General features: G+C 70.0%; 20 protein-coding genes. 7 read left to right on the top strand and 13 right to left on the bottom strand.

What is annotated here, in order from left to right; genetic code table 11:
• From BLW84_RS50040 to BLW84_RS39085, 7 genes are all read right to left on the bottom strand, one after another.
• Positions 1 to 216: helix-turn-helix domain-containing protein (locus tag BLW84_RS50040; protein WP_281247488.1), on the bottom strand; the 216-nt coding region annotated here is incomplete at its 3' end.
• A 65-nt stretch (positions 217 to 281) separates the two neighbouring features.
• On the bottom strand, positions 282 to 845 hold the full coding sequence (locus BLW84_RS39110) for a hypothetical protein (RefSeq protein WP_093276437.1): 564 nt from the start codon (positions 843 to 845) through the stop codon (positions 282 to 284).
• Between the two features lie 46 nt (positions 846 to 891).
• On the bottom strand, positions 892 to 2,118 hold the full coding sequence (locus BLW84_RS39105; RefSeq protein ID WP_245761692.1) for an RNA-guided endonuclease InsQ/TnpB family protein: 1,227 nt from the start codon (positions 2,116 to 2,118) through the stop codon (positions 892 to 894).
• Positions 2,119 to 2,251: 133 nt separating this feature from the next.
• Positions 2,252 to 4,339, bottom strand: coding sequence for an acetate--CoA ligase family protein (locus BLW84_RS39100; RefSeq protein ID WP_093276435.1), 2,088 nt, complete (start codon positions 4,337 to 4,339; stop codon positions 2,252 to 2,254).
• Positions 4,336 to 4,773, bottom strand: a complete 438-nt coding sequence (locus tag BLW84_RS39095; protein ID WP_093276432.1) for a Zn-ribbon domain-containing OB-fold protein — start codon at positions 4,771 to 4,773, stop codon at positions 4,336 to 4,338. The genes BLW84_RS39100 and BLW84_RS39095 overlap by 4 nt, the downstream gene beginning before the upstream one ends.
• 3 nt (positions 4,774 to 4,776) lie before the next feature.
• Positions 4,777 to 5,922 carry an acetyl-CoA acetyltransferase gene (locus BLW84_RS39090; protein ID WP_093276430.1) on the bottom strand — a complete coding sequence of 382 codons (1,146 nt, stop codon included), beginning with the start codon at positions 5,920 to 5,922 and terminating at the stop codon, positions 4,777 to 4,779.
• Positions 5,919 to 7,091, bottom strand: coding sequence for an acyl-CoA dehydrogenase family protein (locus tag BLW84_RS39085; RefSeq protein ID WP_093276427.1), 1,173 nt, complete (start codon positions 7,089 to 7,091; stop codon positions 5,919 to 5,921). Before BLW84_RS39085 ends, BLW84_RS39090 begins: the two co-directional genes overlap by 4 nt.
• A gap of 262 nt (positions 7,092 to 7,353) precedes the next feature.
• Between BLW84_RS39085 and BLW84_RS39080 the strand changes: the two genes are divergently transcribed.
• The 3 genes from BLW84_RS39080 (at position 7,354) to BLW84_RS39070 (ending at position 9,440) form a co-directional block, all read left to right on the top strand.
• Complete coding sequence (locus BLW84_RS39080; protein WP_093276425.1) at positions 7,354 to 7,980, top strand: TetR/AcrR family transcriptional regulator; 627 nt, start codon at positions 7,354 to 7,356, stop codon at positions 7,978 to 7,980.
• Positions 7,980 to 8,789: a thioesterase family protein gene (locus BLW84_RS39075; protein ID WP_093276422.1), complete on the top strand. Its 810-nt coding sequence runs from the start codon at positions 7,980 to 7,982 to the stop codon at positions 8,787 to 8,789. The genes BLW84_RS39080 and BLW84_RS39075 overlap by 1 nt, the downstream gene beginning before the upstream one ends.
• 198 nt (positions 8,790 to 8,987) lie before the next feature.
• Positions 8,988 to 9,440, top strand: a complete 453-nt coding sequence (locus tag BLW84_RS39070) for an Imm1 family immunity protein (protein ID WP_093276419.1) — start codon at positions 8,988 to 8,990, stop codon at positions 9,438 to 9,440.
• A gap of 40 nt (positions 9,441 to 9,480) precedes the next feature.
• On the opposite strand, the gene BLW84_RS39065 is transcribed toward BLW84_RS39070, so the two are convergent.
• Entirely contained in the window at positions 9,481 to 10,155 is a 675-nt protein-coding gene (locus tag BLW84_RS39065; RefSeq protein ID WP_177226940.1) for a PHP domain-containing protein, read from the bottom strand.
• Positions 10,152 to 11,069 (bottom strand): SDR family oxidoreductase, encoded by a 918-nt coding sequence (locus tag BLW84_RS39060; RefSeq protein ID WP_093276417.1) that lies wholly within the window; start codon positions 11,067 to 11,069, stop codon positions 10,152 to 10,154. Before BLW84_RS39060 ends, BLW84_RS39065 begins: the two co-directional genes overlap by 4 nt.
• A 156-nt stretch (positions 11,070 to 11,225) precedes the next feature.
• On the opposite strand from BLW84_RS39060, the gene BLW84_RS39055 reads away from it, so the two are divergent.
• The 3 genes from BLW84_RS39055 (at position 11,226) to BLW84_RS39045 (ending at position 14,483) form a co-directional block, all read left to right on the top strand.
• The gene (locus tag BLW84_RS39055) at positions 11,226 to 12,707 is read left to right on the top strand and encodes an MFS transporter (RefSeq protein WP_218157646.1); all 1,482 of its coding nucleotides are present in this window, start codon (positions 11,226 to 11,228) and stop codon (positions 12,705 to 12,707) included.
• A 70-nt stretch (positions 12,708 to 12,777) separates the two neighbouring features.
• The gene (locus tag BLW84_RS39050; protein WP_093276412.1) at positions 12,778 to 13,368 is read left to right on the top strand and encodes an isochorismatase family protein; all 591 of its coding nucleotides are present in this window, start codon (positions 12,778 to 12,780) and stop codon (positions 13,366 to 13,368) included.
• Positions 13,369 to 13,577: 209 nt separating this feature from the next.
• A complete protein-coding gene (locus tag BLW84_RS39045; RefSeq protein WP_093276409.1) occupies positions 13,578 to 14,483 on the top strand; it encodes a GlxA family transcriptional regulator in 906 nt (301 codons plus the stop codon).
• 292 nt (positions 14,484 to 14,775) lie between these two features.
• On the opposite strand, the gene BLW84_RS39040 is transcribed toward BLW84_RS39045, so the two are convergent.
• The 4 genes from BLW84_RS39040 to BLW84_RS39025 all read right to left on the bottom strand — a co-directional run bounded on the left by BLW84_RS39040 (position 14,776) and on the right by BLW84_RS39025 (position 18,575).
• Positions 14,776 to 15,216: a hypothetical protein gene (locus BLW84_RS39040; RefSeq protein WP_093276406.1), complete on the bottom strand. Its 441-nt coding sequence runs from the start codon at positions 15,214 to 15,216 to the stop codon at positions 14,776 to 14,778.
• 2 nt (positions 15,217 to 15,218) lie between these two features.
• A complete protein-coding gene (locus BLW84_RS39035; RefSeq protein WP_218157645.1) occupies positions 15,219 to 16,172 on the bottom strand; it encodes a ribonucleotide-diphosphate reductase subunit beta in 954 nt (317 codons plus the stop codon).
• Between the two features lie 4 nt (positions 16,173 to 16,176).
• On the bottom strand, positions 16,177 to 17,442 hold the full coding sequence (locus BLW84_RS39030) for an MFS transporter (RefSeq protein ID WP_177226939.1): 1,266 nt from the start codon (positions 17,440 to 17,442) through the stop codon (positions 16,177 to 16,179).
• A gap of 242 nt (positions 17,443 to 17,684) precedes the next feature.
• On the bottom strand, positions 17,685 to 18,575 hold the full coding sequence (locus BLW84_RS39025; protein WP_093276400.1) for a LysR family transcriptional regulator: 891 nt from the start codon (positions 18,573 to 18,575) through the stop codon (positions 17,685 to 17,687).
• A 155-nt stretch (positions 18,576 to 18,730) separates the two neighbouring features.
• On the opposite strand from BLW84_RS39025, the gene BLW84_RS39020 reads away from it, so the two are divergent.
• Entirely contained in the window at positions 18,731 to 20,452 is a 1,722-nt protein-coding gene (locus BLW84_RS39020; RefSeq protein ID WP_245761691.1) for an AMP-binding protein, read from the top strand.
• Positions 20,453 to 20,455: the final 3 nt, after the last annotated feature.

The raw sequence follows: 20,455 nt of genomic DNA, 5'->3' as shown, positions 1-20,455 counted from the left end.
CGCCTCGTGGCCACCTGTCAACCACGCCCGGTGCCACTTCGATGCGGTCTGCTGTGATACCCCCAACGCCGAGGCCACATCGACCTGCCGCTCGCCCCGCTCGAACATCTCCGCCGCCCGCCTCCGCCGCTCACGCAGCGCCTCGAAATCCCGCCTAGCGGCGCCAGATTTGTTCTCACGGGACTGCTTACCCGTCGATCGTGAAGACCTCGCCACGCCACAATCATCCCACCGGGCAACACAAACCAAGCACAACGACACACCCTATAACCAAAAGATCATTAGTACATCGCCCACGCCGTCGGGCCGACACCGGCCGCGAGCGGGCTGGCCGGGTCCAGCTCCATCCGGATCAGCGCGCCGGGGATGTCCGAGGTCGGTTCGGCGAACGCCGCCGAGGTGAGTCCGAGGCGAGCCGCCAGCCGCGAGCTGTCCCGCAGCGTGATCAGCGTGCCGCCGCCGCGCACCCACTCGGTGAGCGCCGCCCGCCCCTGCTCGCCCAGCGAATCGGCAGCTTCCGCCTCCGGCCCGTTCGGCACGACCAGCACGTCGTAGTCGGCCAGCACACCGGCGGCGATCTGCTCGGCGGTCAGGTCGCCGAACCCGAGCCCCTGGTCGCCCAGCCACCAGCGCAGCCAGCCCGACGATTCGACCGCGGCGCTGTTCTCCGACACCTGCCAGACCGCCGTCCGCGGCGCGCCGACGACCGGCGGCGCGACCGGTTCGGCCTGCTGCGGCAGGGGAATCGCCCGCGGCTTCACGTCGGCGCCCGAACGCCCGCCGCTGACGTTCTCCAGCAGCGGGCCGCTCCAGGCCGTGACGTCGTAGAAGTACGGAAACGGCACTTGACCTCCTCTCCACCGTGGAGGCTGGAGATTCCTACTGTGCCTATCAGTGCGGGGTTCGCCGCGATAGGTCACCTCGGTGGGTTCCTGCTTCACCGCGCTGAGCCAGAACGGGTCCTGGTCTTACCTGCGCTCCACAGGCTGTCACCGCCAGTCCGGCGGCCTTGGCGACATTCACTGCCGCGTTGATGTCCCGATCCAACGACACCCCACATGCCTGACACTGCCAGGAACGCACGTGCAACGGCTTGGGACCATCCTTCACTCCACACCGTGAACACACCTGGCTGGCGGGCTCGAACCGTCCGATACGGACCATGCGACGCCCGTACCGGACGGCTTTGTACTCCAGCATCGAAAGAAACGCCGACCAACCTGCGTCATGAACGGACTTGGCGAGCCGCGTCCTTGCAATCCCCACCACAGCCAGGTCCTCAACAGCGATCGCTTGGTTCTCGCGGATCAGCCGAGTTGACAGCTGGTGGTGAAACTCGCGGCGAGCGTCTGCCACCCGCGCATGAGCACGCGCAACCTTGACTCTGGCCTTCTCCCGGTTCCTCGAACCTGTCTCCTTGCGCGACAAGGCTCGTTGTGCCCTCTTGAGCTTCTTTTCCGTATGTCGCAGGAACTTCGGGCAGGCAATCTTGCGCCCATCCGAAAGCACCACGAAGTGCTTTAGGCCAAGGTCGATGCCGACCGCCGAATCAACGTCAGGCAGTATTGCCGATTCGGCGTCAACCACAAACGACGCGAAGTACCGCCCGGCCGCATCCTTGATCACCGTCACGCTCGACGGCGCAGACGGAAGCGAACGCGACCATTTCACCCGCACATCGCCGATCTTGGGCAAGGACAGCTTCCCGCCATCTGCGACCTTCCAACGGGCGTTGGCGGTGAACCTGATCGACTGGTATCGATCCCGACGCGTCTTGAACCTGGGCAAACCCACCTTCCGGCCAGCACGCTTGCCGCTGATCGAGTCGAAGAAATTTCGGAAAGCCGTGTCGAGGTCCCGCAAGGACTGCTGCAGCACGACGGCCGATACATCGGCCATCCACGCCCGCTCAGGTGTCTTTTTCGCGTTAGTGATTAGCAGCTTCGATAGCTCGCCTGCCTTGGGAAAGGGCATGCCCGCGGCATAGGCCTCCTGCCGCGCCCTCAGTCCGTCATTGAACACAACCCGGGCGCACCCGAACGCCCGGGCCAACGCGCTCTGCTGTCCCGGCGTCGGAAACAGACGAAATCTGTACCGAAGCTGCACAGCCACAACCATGTACCGTCGGTTACGTCATCAACTCCGTGCACCTCGCATCAAGGGCTAACACTACTCCTGATCCACACAGGTAATCCGTAGACGATTCGGTCAAGGTTGCATCAAAGCGCTTGGTACTCAATAGATTTGTGGTTCACCGAGTCCAGGTCACCAACGCGTCCAGGGCTTCGACGCGGTCGCCGTCGACCAGGAGCGGGTTGACCTCCAGGGATTCCAGGCCGTCGCCGAGCGCTTGGGCGAGGCGTCCGATGCGCACCACGACATCGGCCACCGTGTCCAGGTCGGCCGGGGTCGAGCCGCGGGCGCCCTGGAGCAGCGCGGCGCCGCGCAGTTCGCCGAGGGCCTGCCGGACCTGGGCGTGGTCGACCGGGAGCAGTCGCAGCGCCGAATCGCGCAGCACCTCCACCCACACCCCGCCGAGGCCGATGGCCATCGTCAGCCCCCACGACGGGTCGCGGACGACGCCGACCAGCAGCTCCACGCCGCCGCCGCGCTGCGGCTGCACGAGCGCGCCGATCCCGCTCGCACCGGATTCCCGCAGCGTCGCGCACACTTCCTCATGCGCGCGGCGCACGTCCTCGGGGCCGGACAGGCCGAGCCGGACGCCGCCGATGTCGCTCTTGTGGCCCAACCCGTCGGCGACCGCCTTGAGCACCACCGGGTAGCCGAACTGCTCGGCGGCCGCGACCGCGGCGTCCGCGTCCGCCGCCAGTTCCGAGGGAACCACCGGGATCCCGTTGGCGGCCAGCAGCGCCGCCGCCTGGTGCTCGGTCCAGATCCCGGAACCCCGCACGCCCAGCGGCTCCGGATCGTCCACATGGGACAATTCGGCTTCCGACCAGCGCGCCGCGGCGCCCAGCGCGGTCATGCCGTGCTCGATTCCGCCCGCCACGTAGGGGAAACCCGACTTCTCCTGGATCATCCGGCCGAACTCGCTGACGTCGGCGCACACGTTGCCCAGCACCGCCACCGGGCGCGGCGACTCGCGGATCCGGCGCGCGTTCTCCCGGAACGCCGCGATGCTCAGCTCCGGGTTCGGCGGTGGTACCCGCGGCAGGTCGGCGAGCAGCAGGACCGCGTCGATGCCCGGATCCTCGGCCACCACCTCCAGCGCCCGGCCCAGCAGCGTCCGGTCGACCACCACGTACCCGGTCACGTCCAGCGGGTTCTGCACGGTCGCGAACTCCGGCACGATCTCCTTCAGCCGCGCCACGGTTTCCGGTGCGTACTCGGGGAGTTCGAGCCCTTCCTCCGCCGCGCGGTCGGCGATGATCTCCGACGCGCCGCCCGAGGGCGTGACCACGCCGATGCGGCGCCCCGGCAGCTTCCCGATCTCGGCCAGCAGCCCGGCCGTGATGAGCAGGTCCTCCAGCGAGCGCACGCGGATCACGCCGAGCTGCCGGAAGGCCGCGTCGACCACCGCGTCGTCGCCGACCAGCGCGCCGGTGTGCGCCTGCGCGGTGTGCGACGCGATCTCGCTGGACCCGATCTTCAGCGCCACGATGGGCTTGCCCGCCTGCGCGGCGCGGCGGGCGACCCGCGCAAACTCGGCCGGGTGGCGCACCTGCTCCAGGAACAGCGCGATGACCTTGGTCGCCGGATCGTCGACGAGGTAGTCGATCACGTCGGTCACCGACAGCACCGTTTCGTTGCCCATCGCGGTGAGCAGGCTGATGCCGACGTTGCGGGCCTGCGCGAAGTTCAGCACCGCGCTGGCCAGCGCCCCGCTCTGCAGCACCACGCCGATCGGGCCGCGGACCAGCGGTGCCGGGATCGGCAGGCCGTACGGGGTGATGCCGGCGGCCGCGTTGATGTAGCCGTTCCCGTTGGGCCCCAACAGGATCAGGCCGTGCTCGCGGGCGAACTCCGCCACCTCCCGCTCCAGCCGGCGGCCCTCGGCGCCGGTCTCGCCGAAGCCCGCGGTGAGCACCACGTAGCTGCGGATGCCCAGTTCCGCGCCCTCGCGCAGCACGTCCAGCAGCGCGTGCGTCGGAACCATCACGTACGCCAGGTCGACCTTCTCCGGAATCGCCGACAGGCTCGGGTGGGCGCGCTCGCCGTGCACGATCTCGGTGCGCGGGTTGACCAGGTGCACCGGGCCGGGGAAGCCGTTGTTGCGCAGGTTGTCGAAGGTCGCCAGCGACCAGCCGGACTTGTCGGTGGCGCCGACCAGGGCGATGGACCGCGGGTTGAACAGCGCCCGCACGGCTTCCGCACTCATCGCGCCACCACCCGGAAGCACGGCAGCTCGGGCCCGTCCGCACCGAGGCGGGTGATCACCAGCTCCACCCGGTCCCCGATGCGCACCCGCCCCGCATCCGTGCCCGGCTCATGGGCCCCCAGTTTCAATTGAAACTGCGGGCCGACGATCCGGGTGAGCATCCGCGGGCCCTCGTCCAGGTCGACGAGCGCGACGGTGAACGGCGCCTGGTCGGCGAACTCGCCGAACGCCTTGTGCGCCACCGTCCAGGAGTAGACCGTGCCGCGGCCGCTCGCGGTGAACCAGTCGAGCCGGTCTCCGAAGCAGCCCGGGCACACCGAGCGCGGGTAGAAGACGGCGGCTTCGCAGTCCGCGCACCGCTGGATGCGGAGTTCGCCCGCGGCGATGCCGTCCCAGAACGGACGCGTCTCGGCGTCCGGGATGATCTGCACCATCGGTCAGCCCCTTCCCAGCACGATGGTCGACGTCGACGACAGCACCCCGCCGGTGCCGTGGGCCAGCGCCAGCTCGGCGCCGTCCACCTGCCGCGGCGTACCGGCGAAGTCGTGGCGCAACTGCCGGGTCGCCTCGATCAGCAGGAAGATCCCGTACATCCCGGGATGCGTGCAGGACAGGCCGCCGCCGTTGGTGTTCATCGGCGCCTCGCCGCCGGGCGCGGTGCGGCCGCCCGCGACGAACGCGCCCGCCTCGCCGGGCTTGCAGAACCCGAGCGATTCCAGCGTCAGCAGCACGGTGATGGTGAACGAGTCGTAGATCTCCAGCACGTCGATGTCGTCGTGCCCGACCCCGGCCATCTCCAGCGCCGCCGGGCCGGACCGGGCGGCGCCGGTGACGGTCAGGTCCGGCATGTTGGCGATGGTGTTGTGCGTGGTCGCCTCGCCGTGCCCGAGCACGATCACCGGCCGCGTGGCCAGGTCCGGCCACCGGTCCTCGGCCGCGACGACCAGCGCGCCGCCGCCGTCGGTGACCAGGCAGCAATCCAGCTTGCGCAGCGGTTCGCAGATCATCGGCGACGCCAGCACCTCGTCGACGGTGAGCGGATCCCGGTGGTACGCCTGGGGATTCAGCCGCGCCCATTCCCTCGTCGACACCGCGACCTCGGCGAGCTGCTCGCTGGTCACCCCGTGCTCGTGCAGGTACCGGTTGGCCGCCAGCGCGTAGGCGCCGACCGGCGTGGGCAGCCCGTAAGGCCGCTCGAACTGCTCGGTCAGCGTCGCCGGGCGCGGCTGGTTGCGGGACCGGTCGCTGCGCTGCGTGCTGCCGTAGGCGATCACCGCGACGTCGATGACGCCCGCCTCGATCGCCGCGGTGGCGTGGCCGAGGTGCGCCTCGAACGACGAGCCGCCGATGTTGGTGCCGTCCAGGTACCGCGGGCGCATGCCGAGGTATTCGGCCAGGGCCAGCGCCGGCGACCAGGACCAGCCGCCCGCGACGAACAGCGCGTCGACGTCGTCGCGCCGCAGACCGGCCTCGGTCAGCGCGGCCTTCGTCGCCTGCGCCTGCTGGGACAGCACGGTCAGGTGCGGGGTCTTGCCCAACTCGGATTCGGCCACTCCGACGATGGCCGCGCGACGCCGTGTCACTCCGCGATCCCTCCCAGCTTGACGTGGCCCTTGAGCAGGTTGCGGGCGATGGTGCGGCGCTGGATCTCGTCGGTGCCCTCGTAGATCCGCAGCAGCCGCAGCTCCCGGTACCAGCGTTCGATCGGCAGCTCGCGGGTGTAGCCCATGCCGCCGTGGATCTGCAGCACCCGGTCGACGACCTGGTTGGCCATCCCCGCGCCGTGCAGCTTGGCGATCGACGACCAGTGCCGCGCGTCCATGCCCTGCTGCACCCGCCACGCGGCGTGCAGGGTGAGCCACTTGGTGGACTCGATCTCGACCTGGGAGTCCGCGATCTGCCACTGGATCGCCTGGTACTCGGCGATCGGGCGGCCCATCGATTCGCGGATCTTGGCGTGGTCGATGGCCATCTGCAGCATCCGCTCCGCCGCGCCGATCGCCCGCGCCGGGATCATGTAGCGGCCCTGGCCGATCCAGCGCAGCGCCAGCGGGAAGCCCCGGCCGACCTCGCCGAGCACGTTCTCGGCCGGCACCCGCACGTCCTCGAACACCAGCGACGCCGGACCCCACTGGCCCATGGTCGGGATGGGTTCGGACTTCCAGCCCATGTCCCGGTCGACGAGGAAGCACGTCACGCCGTTGTCGGCGCTCGCGTCGGGGTCGGTGACGGCGAAGACCATCACGAAGTCGGCCTCGTTGCCGCCGGTGATGAAGGTCTTCTCGCCGTTGATCACCCAGTCGCCGCCGTCGCGGACCGCGCGGGTGCGGATGTTGCGGGCGTCGGAGCCCGCGCCGGGTTCGGTGATGGCGAAGCAGGACTTCCGCTCGCCGTCGATGGTCGGCACGAGGTAGCGCTTGCGCTGCTCGTCGTCGCCGGCGTAGAGGATGTTGTCGGCGCTGCCGCCGAAGGTGAACGGCACGAACGTCCGGCCGGCCTCCATCGCCAGGATCGCAGACATGACCGCGCCGAGGTTCATCCCGCCGTATTCCTCAGGCGTGTTGACGCCCCAGAAACCGGCCTTCTTCGCCTTGTGCTGGAGCTCGCGCAGCACGTCCGGGTCCACCGACGGTTTGCCGGCGCGCTCGTTGCGCAGCACCTCTTCTTCCAGCGGCCGCACTTCCCTGGTGATGAAGCTGCGGACGGTGTCGCGGATCTGCCGTTCCTCTTCGCCGAGTGCGAAGTCGACCATCGCGAAGTCCTTTCGACTCGGGCCCCGTCGCCCGGCGGCGACTTTCTAGAACCGCACTCTAAATACTTGGACGCCCCGCGACTAGCGTCCGTCCGTGGTAGCCATGCCGACGGCGGATTCGTTCTAGAATGTGATCCCACTACTCGAACACCGGTGGGCGGACGTTTCCCCAGGCCGGGCCCGTGAGTACTTTGTGCTGCCATAGCGACACGAAGTACGCACGGCCCCGACCAGGGCCGATCAGCACGACGGGAAGGTGGGCATGGCAGGCAAGACGAATCGCTCCAACGCCTGGCAGTGGAGCCGAACCGCGGAAACCCGCCGCGTGCTGCTGCAGGCCGCGCGCGAGGTGTTCACCGCGAAGGGGTTCGCCGAGGCCAGCGTGGCGGAGGTCGTCGAACGCGCCGGGTCCAGCGTCGGCAGCCTCTACCACCACTTCGGCGGCAAGACCGAGCTGTTCCTGGCGCTGTGGGAGGACCACCAGGCCACCCACGAGCAGAACGCGATCAGTTCCGTCGCCAAGGCCCGCGCCGGCGGCGAGGAGGACCCGCTGACGCTGTTCAACGTGGGCGCGCGGGCCTTCCTGGAGGGCTCGTGGGCGCGCCGCGACCTGGTGCGGCTGTTCATGGACGGCGACGGGCCGCCCGGGTTCGAGCTGATCCGCCGGACCCGCGGCCGCGAGTGGGTGCGGCAGAACGCGGTGCTGCTGGGCGCAGGCACCGACCCGGTGGACCGGGTGACCGTCGCCGTGCTGACCACGATCATCGGCGAGGCGGGCCGCGAGATCGCGACGTGCGCCAGCAAGCGGGAGGCGAACAAGGTCCTGGAGGCGACGCTGCGGCTGATCCGCCGTCTGGACCCGCTCCGCGACGAAGACGAGGAGGATTGATGGCCGAGACCAACGGCGCGGAACCGTTCTTCACCATCGACGGGGACCGGCTGGTGCCCGGCCCGCACGCGGGCAGCCCGTGGGCGCCGGACATGATGCACGGCCGGCTGTTCGGCGGACTGCTCGCCCGCGCCCTGGAGCAGGAGCACGCCGAGCCGGACTTCCACTTCACCCGGCTGACCGTCGACCTGTTCCGCAACACCAAGCTGGTGCCGGTCCGGGTGGAGACCCAGCGGGTCCGCGACGGCCGTCGCATCCGCGTCGCGGACGCGACGGTGTACGCCGGGGACGCCCCGGTGGCGCGGGCGAGCGCGGTGCTGCTGCGCCGCGGCGAGCAGCCGACCGAGACCGTCGAGCAGACACCGGCCTGGGACGTCCCGAGCCCTGAGGCGATCGGCTCGCCGCGCGCCCAGCCGTCGGGCTGGCCGCCGCCGTTCGACATCTGGATGCTCGACGCCGACGGCGAGCCCACCAGCTCCTGGAACGCCGACGGCCGGCGCCGCGCCTGGCTACGGGACAACAACGAGCTCGTGGCGGGGGAATCCCCATCGCCGTTCGTGCGGGTCGCGTTGGCGGGCGATTTCGCCAGCCCGCTGGCGAACTTCGGCACCCACGGCAAGCTGGAGTTCATCAACGCGGACTACACGCTGACGCTCAGCCGCCTCCCGCTGAGCGAAGCGATCGGCATCGAGGCCACGGGCCACCTCAGCGAGGACGGCGTAGCGGCGGCGAACTGCACGTTCCACGACACCAGCGGCCCGATCGGCTACTGCACCGTGACGGCGGTGGCCAACCCGGCCGCGAAATAACCGACGCGGCCCGTCCGCCGGCCGTGAGTCTTTTGGACGGCAATAGCAACCCAGAAGACTCACGGCCCCGCTCTTCCAGCCGACACGATCGTGGCAAATTAGGCTTCGCAGCAATGAAAACTGTCACACCGCCCCGAAACGATCTCCGCGCACTGCCACGCGGCAGCGAACCATCGTGATTCGTGGAAAGGCCAGGCCATGACTGTGGTAACAGCGGTTATCGACAACCAGCTCCGCTACGCACGGACGGATGCGGAAGTCAGTTCGCTGATCTTGGCCGCTCTGGCGGAGCAACACGATTGGGCGACTTTGTTCTACGTGTGGGATCGGCCGTGCCGTGAATCCGATGATGGTTCTCTGCACGAGTACCCGGGTAACCAGCTTCGGCTGGACGCCGATCCCGATTCGGGCTGGGGCGCGCTCAACTACGTCAACACTGCCGACGACTCCGAGCCACCCGGCGTTTGGAACAGCCTCAATCCCGCGCCACCGCTGGATGCGCCGACGATCTGGTTCGACCCGGGGACACCGACAGCGTTTCCCGCGTCCGCAGTCCTGCCGATCGATGCGATCCACGATGCCGTTGCGGAGTTCTGCCGCACCGGTCGGCGCCCCGCGTGCCTGCAGTGGCAGGGCGCTCGGTGGTCCTGAGATCGTGAGCGATGATGCTGGTAAGAACCGGATTTTTCACTCACGAACTCCGTCCCGGCTGCCAGCCGACGTGGTCTCGGTACTCGCCCCAGATCCGGGCTTCCGGGAGCTTTTCCAGGAAGTCAGTGGGGCCGTCGAAGTCCGGCATGTGGAGATAGGCCGCTCCGATTCCCGGTGGGTCGTGGGCGTCCGATCCCGCCGCTGCCGGGATTCCGCAGCGGGCCGCGAAATCTGCCGCCGCCTCGTTGTGATCCGGGTCGCTGATCTTGGCGTTGCAGACCTCCACCACATCGAGTGCACCGTGTTCGTGGAGTTCTCGCAGGCCCTCGGCACCGAGGCTGGTCCGGTTCGGGTCCAGCGGATGCGGCGCGTAGATCACGCCCCGCTGATCGCGAATTCGGCGCGCCACCTCGGGTAGCGGCAGGACGTACGGGATTCGCTCGGTCAGGAACAGGCCGATCACCTCGCCCGCGCGGGTGCGGATCTCCTCCCCGACCACGACCCGCGCGCCGATGTCGCGTGCCACGGCCTCCCACGCGCCGTCGAGGCTGTGGTGGTCCGTCACGCACACCACGTCGATCCGCTCCGCCGCCACCCGCTGCGCAATTTGCTCCACTGTGGACACCGCGTCGCCGGAGTGCACAGTGTGCAGGTGGCAGTCGACCCGGACCCAGCCCGGCGGGACGGGACCGGGGTCGGGCAGCCGCCAGCTCACCCCTCGCTCGGGACCTTGCCGTTGGTCAGCGCGTTCTCCCGCGCCTCCGCCACCAGGCCCGGAATCACGTCGTCGAGCTCGGCCGGGTCCCAGCGCTCGCCCTTGTCGACGCCCGGCCCGGCGATCCAGCCCTCCGCGACGCTGATCGAACCGCCGCGCACGTTGAACACCCGGCCGGTGATGCCCTTGGCCTTCTCGCCCGCCAGCCACACCACCAGCGGCGCGATGTTGTCCGCGTTCGCAACGTCGAACCGGCCTTCCTGCGCCCGGACCTGGCGCCCCAGGCCGTCGGTCATGCGGGTCAGCGCGGCCGGGGCGATGGCGTTGACCGCGATGCCGTAGCGCTCCATCTCGCGGGCCGCGATGACGGTCAGCCCGGCGATGCCCGCCTTCGCCGCGCCGTAGTTGCCCTGGCCCGGGTTGCCGTAGATGCCGGAGGACGAGGTCGTGTTGATCACCCGGGCGTCCACCTCCTCGCCCGCCTTGGCCTTGGCGCGCCAGTACGCCGCGGCGTGCCGCAGCGGGGCGAACGTGCCCTTCAGGTGCACGCGGATCACCGCGTCCCACTCCTGCTCGGTCATGTTGAACAGCATCCGGTCGCGGAGGATGCCCGCGTTGTTGACCAGCACGTTCAGGTCGCCGTAGTGCTCGACGGTCGACTCGACGAGCCGCTTGGCGCCCTCGAAGTCGGCGACGTCGTCGCCGTTGGCGATGGCCTCGCCGCCGGCCGCGCGGATCTCGTCGACGACCTCGCCGGCCGGCCCGGTGGAGGAGCCGGTGCCGTCGACCTCCGCGCCGATGTCGTTCACCACGACCTTCGCGCCCTGCCTCGCGAACTCCAGGGCGTGGCCGCGGCCGATGCCGCGCGCCGCGCCGGTCACGATGACGATCCGCCCGTCAACGATGCCGCCCATGCGTCCTCCCGGAAGCCGGTTTTTGGAGCCGTCTTCTAGAAACACTGCGAGTGATTCCCACCACTGTCAATGCCTTTTGCACAGATGGACGCTTCCTCGGCGGACCCAGATGAGAATACGGTTCTAGTATTGCCCGTTCGAGGAGGAGGCCCGGCCGTGGACGATCAGCTGCGCTACGCGTGGCGCGTGTTGTCCGTGGTCAGCATCGCCAGCGTGCTGACCGGGCTGGGCACCAGCTCGCTCAACGTGGCGCTGCCCGAGGTTTCCCGGCACTTCCAGGCCAGTTCGACCGCCGCGAGCTGGATGCTGCTGTCGTTCATGCTCGCCACGACCACGCTGATGGTCTTCTTCGGCCGGCTGGCCGACCTGTTCGGCCGCCGCACCATGTACCTGGCCGGGCTGGCCGTCTACACCGCCGCGAGCCTCGCGCTGGGCTTCGCGCCGACCGCCTGGACCGTGGTCGGCCTGCGCGTCGTGCAGGCCGCCGGCGGCACGATGCTGCTCGCCAACAGCGCCGCGCTGCTGACCACCGCCTTCCCTCGCCAGCACCTCGGCCGCGGCATGGGCATCTACATCGCGTCGTTCTCCGTGGCGCAGCTGCTCGGCCCGACGCTGGGCGGCTTCCTCAGCCACCGGTTCGGCTGGGAGTGGGTGTTCTGGAGCAACGTCCCGATGGGCCTGCTGTGCCTGCTCTGGGGCGCGATGGTGCTGCGCCCCGACAAGGGCCGGACCGGCGAACGCGGCGTCGACGCGCCAGGCAACATCCTGATCCTGCTCTGCCTGGGCAGCTTCCTGCTCGGGCTCTCGCAGATCGGCGAGCGCGGCCTCACCGATCCGCTGGTGCTCGGCTCGTTCGCGCTGTCTGTCGTGCTCGCGCCGGTGTTCCTGGCCGTCGAGCGGCGGCGCCGCAATCCCGCCGTGGACATCGGCCTGTTCCGCGATCCCGGCTATTCGTTCGGGCTCGCCGCGGGCCTGCTCAACACCATCGCGCGGATGGCCGTGCTGCTGCTGATCGCGCTGTTCTACCAGGCGGTGCAGGGCGACGACCCGGTGGCGGCCGGGCTGAAGGTCCTGCTGCTGCCGTTGACCACCATGATCGCCTCGACCGGATCCGGCCTGCTGCAGGGGCGGATGTCCACGCGCGCGATCGCGATCACCGGCGGCGTGCTGACCGCCGTCGGCCTGGTGGTGCTGGCGATCTCCGTCTCCCCCACCGTCCCCTATGGACCGATCGCCGTCGGGCTCGTGCTGCTCGGCACCGGATCGGGGCTGTTCATGCCCGCCAACGCCACCGCGGTGATGAACGGCCTGCCCCGCAACCGGGTCGGCATCGGCAACGCGATGCGGCTGACCGCGCAGAACATCGGGGTGATGGTCAGCACCGCGCTGGCGCTGGCGTTGATCACCGGCCCGCTGCCGGTGGAGCTGCGGGCCGACGTGTTCGCCGGGACGATCTCCGGGGTGTCCGGGCAGGCCGTCGACCAGCTCGTGCTCGGCTACCGGATGGCGCTGCTGACCATGACCGCGATCGCGGCGCTCGGGGTGATCGCGGCGGCGGTGCGCAGCCGTGCCCCCGAACAGCAGGCGTCGGCACCGGAACCCGCGCGCACCGACGAGCCCGCGCAGCGATCGCGGTGACCAGATCGTTCCGGTGTGCGGCGCGATCGTGCCTCCCGCCCGGGCGCGCGGACGACCAGACTCCTCAAGCGTGAACAAAGCACTCCTCGTCGTCGACGTCCAAGAGTCCTTCCGGCAGCGCCCGTTGTGGCGGGTCATCTCCAACCCCGGCATCGTCGAGCAGGTCAACCAGCTGGTGGCGCTGGCCCGCGCCGAAGGCGACCTGGTCGTCTGGGTCCTGCACAGCGAACCGGGCACCGGCAACGTGTTCGACCCGGTCAACGGCCACGTCCGGCTGCAGGACGGGCTCGCCCCGGCGGACGGTGAACCGCTGCTGACCAAGACCGCGCACAACGCGTTCACCACCACGAACCTGCACCAGACCCTCACGCAGCGCGGAATCCGGGAGCTGTCGGTGTCCGGGATCCGCACGGAGCAGTGCTGCGAGACGACGACGCGTGTCGCCTCGGACCTCGGCTACGACGTCACGTTCGTCACCGACGCGACGGCGACGAACCCGATCGCGCACCGGGACGCCCCGGCGGACCAGACGATCGAGGAGCTCCTGGCGGACCCGCGGACCCTGCACTCCGAGGACATCATCGCCCGCACCGAGTACGCCCTGGCGGGCCGCTTCGCGACGGTCCGCACCGTCGCGGAACTCACCGGCACCCAGGGATGACGGCGAACCCGCCTGCGGAGGCATTCGAGAACGCCCAATTTTAGGCAAAATCGGAAACCCGGCCCGGGGACGGTGTCCAATTTTAGGCAAAATCGGGAGCCGGACCCGGCCGGGTTGGATGTCCAATTTTAGGCAAAATCGGGATGTGCGCCCTCGTGGTGGTTCGGTGGCTCCGGGTGGTGGCGCGGATTGGGTAGGATGACCGGATCGTGAGCCGCGTTGTGTTCTTGCTGCTGCCGGGACTGCACCTGCTGGACCTGGCCGGGCCCGCGCAGGCGTTCTCCACCGCCGCAGGCCTCGGGCACCGCTACCAACTGTCGTACGTCGCGCAGGGCGACGAGGTGGTGAGCGCGCAGGGCTTGCCGCTGCACGCCGACACCAGCTGGCCCGCGCTGACCAGGGACGACCTCGTGCTCGTCCCCGGTTCGCGCGTGGCCGATCCGCCGCGTTGGCCGAAGCTGCACGCCGCGTCCGCCGAGCGGCTGCGCGCGCACCACGCCGCCGGCGGGACGGTGGCCAGCGTGTGCTCGGGCGCGGACGCCTTGGGGCAGGCCGGTCTCCTGCGGGGGCGCCGCTGCACGACGCACCACGACCTGCAGGACGAGCTCGCTCGCCGGTATCCGGCGGCGAGCGTGGTGCGCGACGTGCTGTTCGTCGAGGACGACCGGGTCATCACCTCCGCCGGGATCGCCAGCGGCATCGACCTGGCGCTGCACCTGGTCGCGACCAGGCACGGCCCCGGCGCGGCGGCGCGGGTCGCGCGCGGCATGGTCGTCTACGCCCGTCGCAACGGCGACGATCAGCAGGCCAGCGCGATGCTTCGGCACCGCTCGCACCTCAACGACGCGGTGCACCGCGTCCAGGACCTCATCGACGCCCGCTTCGCCGAGTCGCTCCCGCTCGCCGCGCTCGCCGCCGCCGCGGGCTGTAGCGAGCGCACCCTGACCCGCTCCTTCGTGCGCGCAACGGGGCTGACGCCCCTGCGCTACCAGCAGGTGCTCCGCGCGGAGCGCGCCGAGCACCTGCTCAGCCGGGGCGCGACGGCGGAGGCCGCGGCGCACGCGGTCGGCTTCGCCGACGCGCGCATGCTCCGCCGCCTGCGTTCCCGCACCTAGCGACCGTATATCCACAATGGACAATTTCGGCAGCGGGATGAGCGCGGCGGGATCAGATCCGGAGCTCCTTGAGCCGCTGGGTCGAGCGCCGGACCGCCCGGTCCGACGTCCTCCACCGCATCGGAGAGCTGTTCAGGTCGCCCTGCGGACCTAACGCCGCCAGCTGAACGGAAGCGGATGCGGAGCGAACGGACCGTTCACCTCAACACACGAAGCAAACGGACCGTTCACCTCAACACACGAAGCAAACGGACCGTTCACCCCAACACACGGAACGGACAGTCCGTTCACCTCACCCGGCGGGCGCCGCCTCCGGCGGCAGCGAGGCGGGGATCCGGCCGATCGCCGCGATGGACTCCACCACGAAGTAGATGCCGCGGAAGAACAGCAGGACGTCGCCGTGCACCAGCCTCATCCGGCGGTACATCAGCAGCCGCCCGGCGTCCTCGCCGGTGGTGATATCCCGCCAGGCGGCGGCGTCGGCGGTCAGCACGTAGTCCGCGTCCGGCTCGTCGCGGATCGACGCCTCGACGCAGTCGCCGTCGGCCCACTGCAGCCGCAGGTACTGCCCCGTTTCCGCGAGGCCGAGCGACCAGGACGACGAGTACGACCCGCGCGCCCGGTCGATCCACTCCCAGTAGCTCTCGAGCTTCGTCGCCCGGATCGCCTCGTCCGGCCCGCGGTCGACCACCTCGCGCGCCGCATCCGCCCACTGTGGACTGAACAGCCGCATGCTCATCCTCCCGCCAGTTCGGGCTCGATATTGTCGATCATCCGCTCGATGTCCGGCGCCAGGCCGATGCCGACGTCGGAGAGCTTCATGTTCAGCTGGCGGATCATCAGCCGCCGCACGTCCTCCGGCGACCAGCCCAGCGACTCCAGCGCCACCCGGCGGCTCGTCGCGCCGTTGATCGCCAGGATGGTGCGCAGCGTTTCGTGGATCTCCAGCAGCAGGCGGGGATCCTCGCGCACCGAGTCGCGCAGGAACCGCATCCCGGCCTGCACGTGGCGGGCCTCGTCGCGGCAGGTGGCCGTGAACCCCGCGTAGTAGCCGGGCAGGAAACCCCTGTTGCGGCAGTAGGTCAGGGTGATCTTCATGACCGACAGCGCCAGCACGCCCTCGATCCACAGGAAGTAGTTGGTGCCGTAGCGCACCCGCAGCGCCGGGTTCTCCGGGTCCGCGCGCAGCTCATCGGCCTGGTAGGCGAGCAGCCCGAACGGCCCGACGAACGTTTCGGCCACGTGGTGGAAGGACGCGTCCAGCACGTCCTGGATCGACTCGCCGGGCAGCCCGACCACCTCGCGGTAGAAGCGGTCGAAGAACACCGTGTGGCGGGCCTCGTCCTCGATCTGGCTGGACATGTAGATCTTCGATTCCTCGCTGCCGCCCAGCATGAACACCGGCAGCTCCACCTCGACCTGCCGCTCGCCGTGGTGGAATCCCGAGGAGATCGCGACGAACGCCTCCCGCTCGACCTCGGTCATCCGCTCGGTCCAGTCCGCCGTGTCGCGGGTGAAGTCGAGCTCGTAGACGTCCCAGCGCTGCCGCAGGTAGCGGCGGTAGAGGTCCAGGTAGCCGGGTAGTCGTTTCAGGTCGCGGTGCAGGTAGGCCAGCACGTCGTCGATGTCGACGCGGCCGAGGCCGGCCAGGTCGACGCGGTCCACCGCGTCCTGGGAAAGGTCGGTCATCTGCTCACCTCTCGGCTTTCTCGACGCCGGGCGCGACGTCCTCGCGGGCCTGTGGACGCCGCCACGGCCCACGGAACAGCAACATCACCGGCAGGAACAGCACCATGCAGACCAATGCGATCGACAGCCACGCCGACCAGCTGGTGGCGGCCACGACGCGCGGCATCAGGAACAGCACCAGCACCGCCATCACCCTGGTCAGGAACGAGAACACGCCCCACGCACTGCCCTGCAGCCGCGGATCGATGTCCTCGGTGTTCTCCGAGTAGTTCGCCATCCACGGCGCGTACGCGGCGCCCATGCCCGCGCCCAGCAGCGCCCCGGTGACCAGCAGCTGCCCGATGGAGATCGTGTCGCCGCCCATGAGCACCACGAGGTAGCCGGTCATCACCACCGCGACGACGGTGCCCACGGCGGTGATCGGCTTGCGCAGCTGCAACCGGTCGGAGAGCCGGCCGACGGCGATCAGCGTGCCGAGGTTGAGCACCCAGAACCCGCTCATCACGGCCGATGCCGAGGCCGCGCTGAGCCCGAAGCTCTGCGCCAGCATCGTCTGCCCGAACAGCGACAGCGTCAAGTAGAGCACCAGCCACACCGAGATGCCGACGACGTGCGCCCACATCGTGGTGTGGCCGAACAGGTCCCGCATCCGCACCGGCCGGTCGGTGTCGGCCGCGGCCAGCGCGCGCTTCTCGGTCTGCTGGATCTGCGCCCGCAGCTGCGGCGACAGATCGGCGATGTTGAACGCGATCACCAGCGAGATGACCAGCGAGACCACACCCATGATGACGAACTGCGAGCGCCACGAGTTGTCGAACAGCGGCAGCGTGAATCCGGCGATCACGGCGGCCAGGAAGTTCGCGCCCACCGGCCCCCAGGTCCAGAAGCCGAAGGCCTGCGCCCGGCCCATCCGCGGCGAGAAGTCCCGCACCAGCGGCGCGGTCGCGGCCATCACCACGCCGTCGAGCATGGACAGGAAGGCGCGGGCGACGAGCAGTTCGCCGGGCGTGCTGACGAGCGTCATCGCGAAGCACATCAGCGCGGTCAGCAGCATCAGCGGGACCAGCACCCGCACCCGGCCGAACTGGTCGGTGAGCCGCCCGCCGATCATCGCCGCGATCGCCCCGGCGATCAGCGCCAGGGCCGACACCGAGCCGTAGGTGATCAGGCTCATGTGCAGGTCTTCCAGCAGCAACGGCACCACGGGGACGATCTGCCCCTCGTAGGAGCCGATGAGGCTGGCCAGCACCGCCATGGACAGGATGCGCATCCGGCGGGATCCGGTCGGATACTCCGAGAGTTCACGAACGTACGAGAGCCCCATTGCTCCGCCCTTCCGCGACCGGCTGTCGGCCTACCCCCACATCCGGCTCGGCCCGAGCCGCAACCCTAGAATTTCGCTCTAAAATTCGTCGACCGATCAACAGGGTCGGAGCGATCTTCCCCCAGTGTCAAGGGTTTCGGGCACATTCCCCCCGAACGTCGAGGAGGACCGCGGCGAACGACCGGCCGTCAGCCGCCGTCGCGGATGGTGGCGATCAGGTGGTCGACGAAGAGCCGGACCGGGGCCGGGAGCCGGCGCTGGGCCATCGTCTGGATCTGGAGGTTGCGCTGCAGCAGCTCCGGGTTCGTCAGCGGGATCGCCACCAGGCCCTCCGCGTCGAGGCGGCGGCGCACGCTCAGCCGCCCGGTGAGGGTCACGCTGCCGGAGAGCCGCGCGAAGCTGTGCAGGGCGATCGTGTGGTTGCTGACGAAGACCGGGTCGAACTCCAGGCCCTCCATGCTGCAGCAGATGTCGAACAGCTGCCGCAGCGTGGTGCCCTCCTCCATCAGCGCCAGCGGATACGGCAGCAGGTCGGCCAGCGCGGCTTCCGAGCGATCGGCCAGCGGGTGATCGGCGCGGACCAGGGCCCGGATGTCGTGGCGCTCGGAGTGCTCGACGCGCACGCCCTTCTCCGGCGCCGTGCTGAAGGTGACCGCGACGTCCGCGGTGCCCTCGCCGACCTCCCGGGTCGCCGCGGCCGGGGTGGTGACGTGCAGCCGGAACCGGACGCCGGGGTGCTCCACGCGGAAGGAGGCCATCGCCTCCGGCAGGAAGTCCTGGGCGAAGCCCTCCGAGCTGACGACCTTCACCGTGCTCCGGTGCGACTGGTGCAGCTCGCGCATCTCGGCGAGGACCTGCTCCTCCTCGCGCATCCGCCGCCGCGCGTAGGCGGCCAGCATCTCGCCGGCCTCGGTGAGCACCATGCCGCGCGGCTGCCGCTCGAACAGCGGCATGCCCGCCTCGTTCTCCAGCTTCGCCACCTGGCGGCTGATCGCCGAGGTCGCCACGTGCAGCCGCTCGGAAGCCTCCCGGATCGATCCGGTGCGAGCCACCTCCAGGAAGTACCGGAGCTGGTTCATCGGGCGAAAGCCGGGCGGCCGCGGGACATGGCCGGGACGCTACCGCACCCGCCGCGCGGGACGGCGCCGGCCGGGGCGCGGCGGACTGTTGACATGCGGCCGGTTCGGCACGACGCTGAGCACCGTCAACCGACTAGTCGGTATGTTTCGGGCGAGTGGCGGGAGCCGAGATGGACGTGGTCAGCTACCTGGCGGATCTCCGAGCTCGACAGCAGCGCAGCTGGCCGCGGGACGTGCCCCGCGACGTGACCTACCCGCTCGGCGAGGTGCCGGTGACCGACCACCTGCGGCACTGGGCCCGGCACGAGCCGCAGCGCCCCGCGATCGTCTTCTACGGCCGTGAGATCACCTACGCCGAGCTGGACGAGGCGTCCGACCGGTTCGCGGGCTGGCTGGACGGCGCGGGCGTGCGCGCGGGCGACCGGGTGGGCGTGCTGCTGCCGAACTGCCCGCAGTTCGTGATCGCGATGATGGGCATCCTCAAGCTCGGCGCGGTGCACGTGCCCGTGAACCCGATGTTCCAGCAGCACGAACTCCGCTACGAGCTCACCGACGCCGGCGTCGAGGTGCTCGTAGCGAGCACCGACCTCGTGCCGCTGGTGGAGCAGATCCGGGCGGAGACACCGCTGCGCGAGGTGCTGGCGACCTCGCCCGCCGACCTGCTGCCCGCCGAGCCCGTGCTGCCGCTGCCGGAGGCGCTGCGCACCGACGCGACGGGCAGCCAGTGGTCGCAGATCGGCGCCAGCCCGCGCGCCGAGCGACGCGAGGTGGACCTGGACGCGCTGGCCGCGCTGAACTACACCGGCGGCACGACCGGGCTGCCGAAGGGCTGCGAGCACACGCAGCGGCACATGCTCTACACCGCGGTGACCGCCGGCGCCGCGCGACCGCCGCGACGGACCGCCGAACCCGACGTCTACCTCTGCTACGTGCCGATCTTCTGGATCGCCGGGGAAGACATGGGGATCCTCGTCCCGCTCGTGCACGGCGGCACGGTCGTGCTGCTCGCCCGGTGGGACGCCACCGCCGTGCTCGACGCCGTCGAGCGCTACCGCGTGACCGACATGATCGGCACCGTGGACAACTACGTCGAGCTGATGGAGCACCCCGGCTTCGCCGCCCACGATCTGTCCAGTTTGGACAACGCGCGGTCGATGTCGTTCGTCCGCAAGCTGACGCCCGACCTGCGGCGGCGCTGGGCGGCGGCGGTCGGCGAGCACAGCGTGCTGCGCGAGGCGTCCTACGGCATGACCGAGACGCACACTGCCGACACCATCACCTACGGCTTCTCCGACGACGACCGGGACCTGCGCTCGGAGCCGGTGTTCTGCGGGCTTCCGGTGCCCGGCACCGAATTCATGGTCGTCGATGCCGAAAGCGGCGAGCCGGTGCCGATCGGCGACCGCGGCGCGATCGCGATCCGCACGCCCTCCCTGCTCACCGGCTACTGGAACCGCCCGGAGGCCAGCGCCGAGGCGCTGCGCGACGGCTGGCTGCGCACCGGCGACGTCGGGATGGTCGACGAGGACGGCTGCCTGCACTTCCTCGGCCGCAACAAGGAGATGATCAAGGTCAGCGGCATGAGCGTCTTCCCGTCGGAGGTCGAGGCGCTGCTGGCCCGCCACCCGGAAGTGCTGGGCGTGGCGGTGGTGCCGATGCCGCACCGCGCCAAGGGCCAGCTGCCGCTGGCCTACGTCCAACCGGCCCCGGGAACCGGGCTGACCGCGGAGGCGCTGACCGGGTGGGCGCGGGAGAACATGGCCTCGTACAAGGTGCCGCGCTTCGTGCTGGTGCCGGAGCTGCCGATGACCGCGACCGGGAAGATCAAGAAGGGCGATCTGCTGGAGCGGGCCCAGCGCCTCGCGGAGAGCTCCTGACCG

This window comes from Saccharopolyspora shandongensis (genome assembly GCF_900106995.1).
GTDB classification, from domain to species: domain Bacteria; phylum Actinomycetota; class Actinomycetes; order Mycobacteriales; family Pseudonocardiaceae; genus Saccharopolyspora; species Saccharopolyspora shandongensis.
This window is presented reverse-complemented; position numbering and strand designations above follow the sequence as displayed.

Bases quoted from the DNA above. Each gene is read 5' to 3' on its own strand.
- BLW84_RS39105 (WP_245761692.1), bottom strand. From the start codon at position 2,118: ATGGTTGTGGCTGTGCAGCTTCGGTACAGATTTCGTCTGTTTCCGACG.
- BLW84_RS39100 (WP_093276435.1), bottom strand. From the start codon at position 4,339: ATGAGTGCGGAAGCCGTGCGGGCGCTGTTCAACCCGCGGTCCATCGCC.
- BLW84_RS39095 (WP_093276432.1), bottom strand. From the start codon at position 4,773: ATGGTGCAGATCATCCCGGACGCCGAGACGCGTCCGTTCTGGGACGGC.
- BLW84_RS39085 (WP_093276427.1), bottom strand. From the start codon at position 7,091: ATGGTCGACTTCGCACTCGGCGAAGAGGAACGGCAGATCCGCGACACC.
- BLW84_RS39080 (WP_093276425.1), top strand. From the start codon at position 7,354: ATGGCAGGCAAGACGAATCGCTCCAACGCCTGGCAGTGGAGCCGAACC.
- BLW84_RS39075 (WP_093276422.1), top strand. From the start codon at position 7,980: ATGGCCGAGACCAACGGCGCGGAACCGTTCTTCACCATCGACGGGGAC.
- BLW84_RS39070 (WP_093276419.1), top strand. From the start codon at position 8,988: ATGACTGTGGTAACAGCGGTTATCGACAACCAGCTCCGCTACGCACGG.
- BLW84_RS39060 (WP_093276417.1), bottom strand. From the start codon at position 11,069: ATGGGCGGCATCGTTGACGGGCGGATCGTCATCGTGACCGGCGCGGCG.
- BLW84_RS39040 (WP_093276406.1), bottom strand. From the start codon at position 15,216: ATGCGGCTGTTCAGTCCACAGTGGGCGGATGCGGCGCGCGAGGTGGTC.
- BLW84_RS39035 (WP_218157645.1), bottom strand. From the start codon at position 16,172: ATGACCGACCTTTCCCAGGACGCGGTGGACCGCGTCGACCTGGCCGGC.
- BLW84_RS39030 (WP_177226939.1), bottom strand. From the start codon at position 17,442: ATGCGCATCCTGTCCATGGCGGTGCTGGCCAGCCTCATCGGCTCCTAC.
- BLW84_RS39025 (WP_093276400.1), bottom strand. From the start codon at position 18,575: ATGAACCAGCTCCGGTACTTCCTGGAGGTGGCTCGCACCGGATCGATC.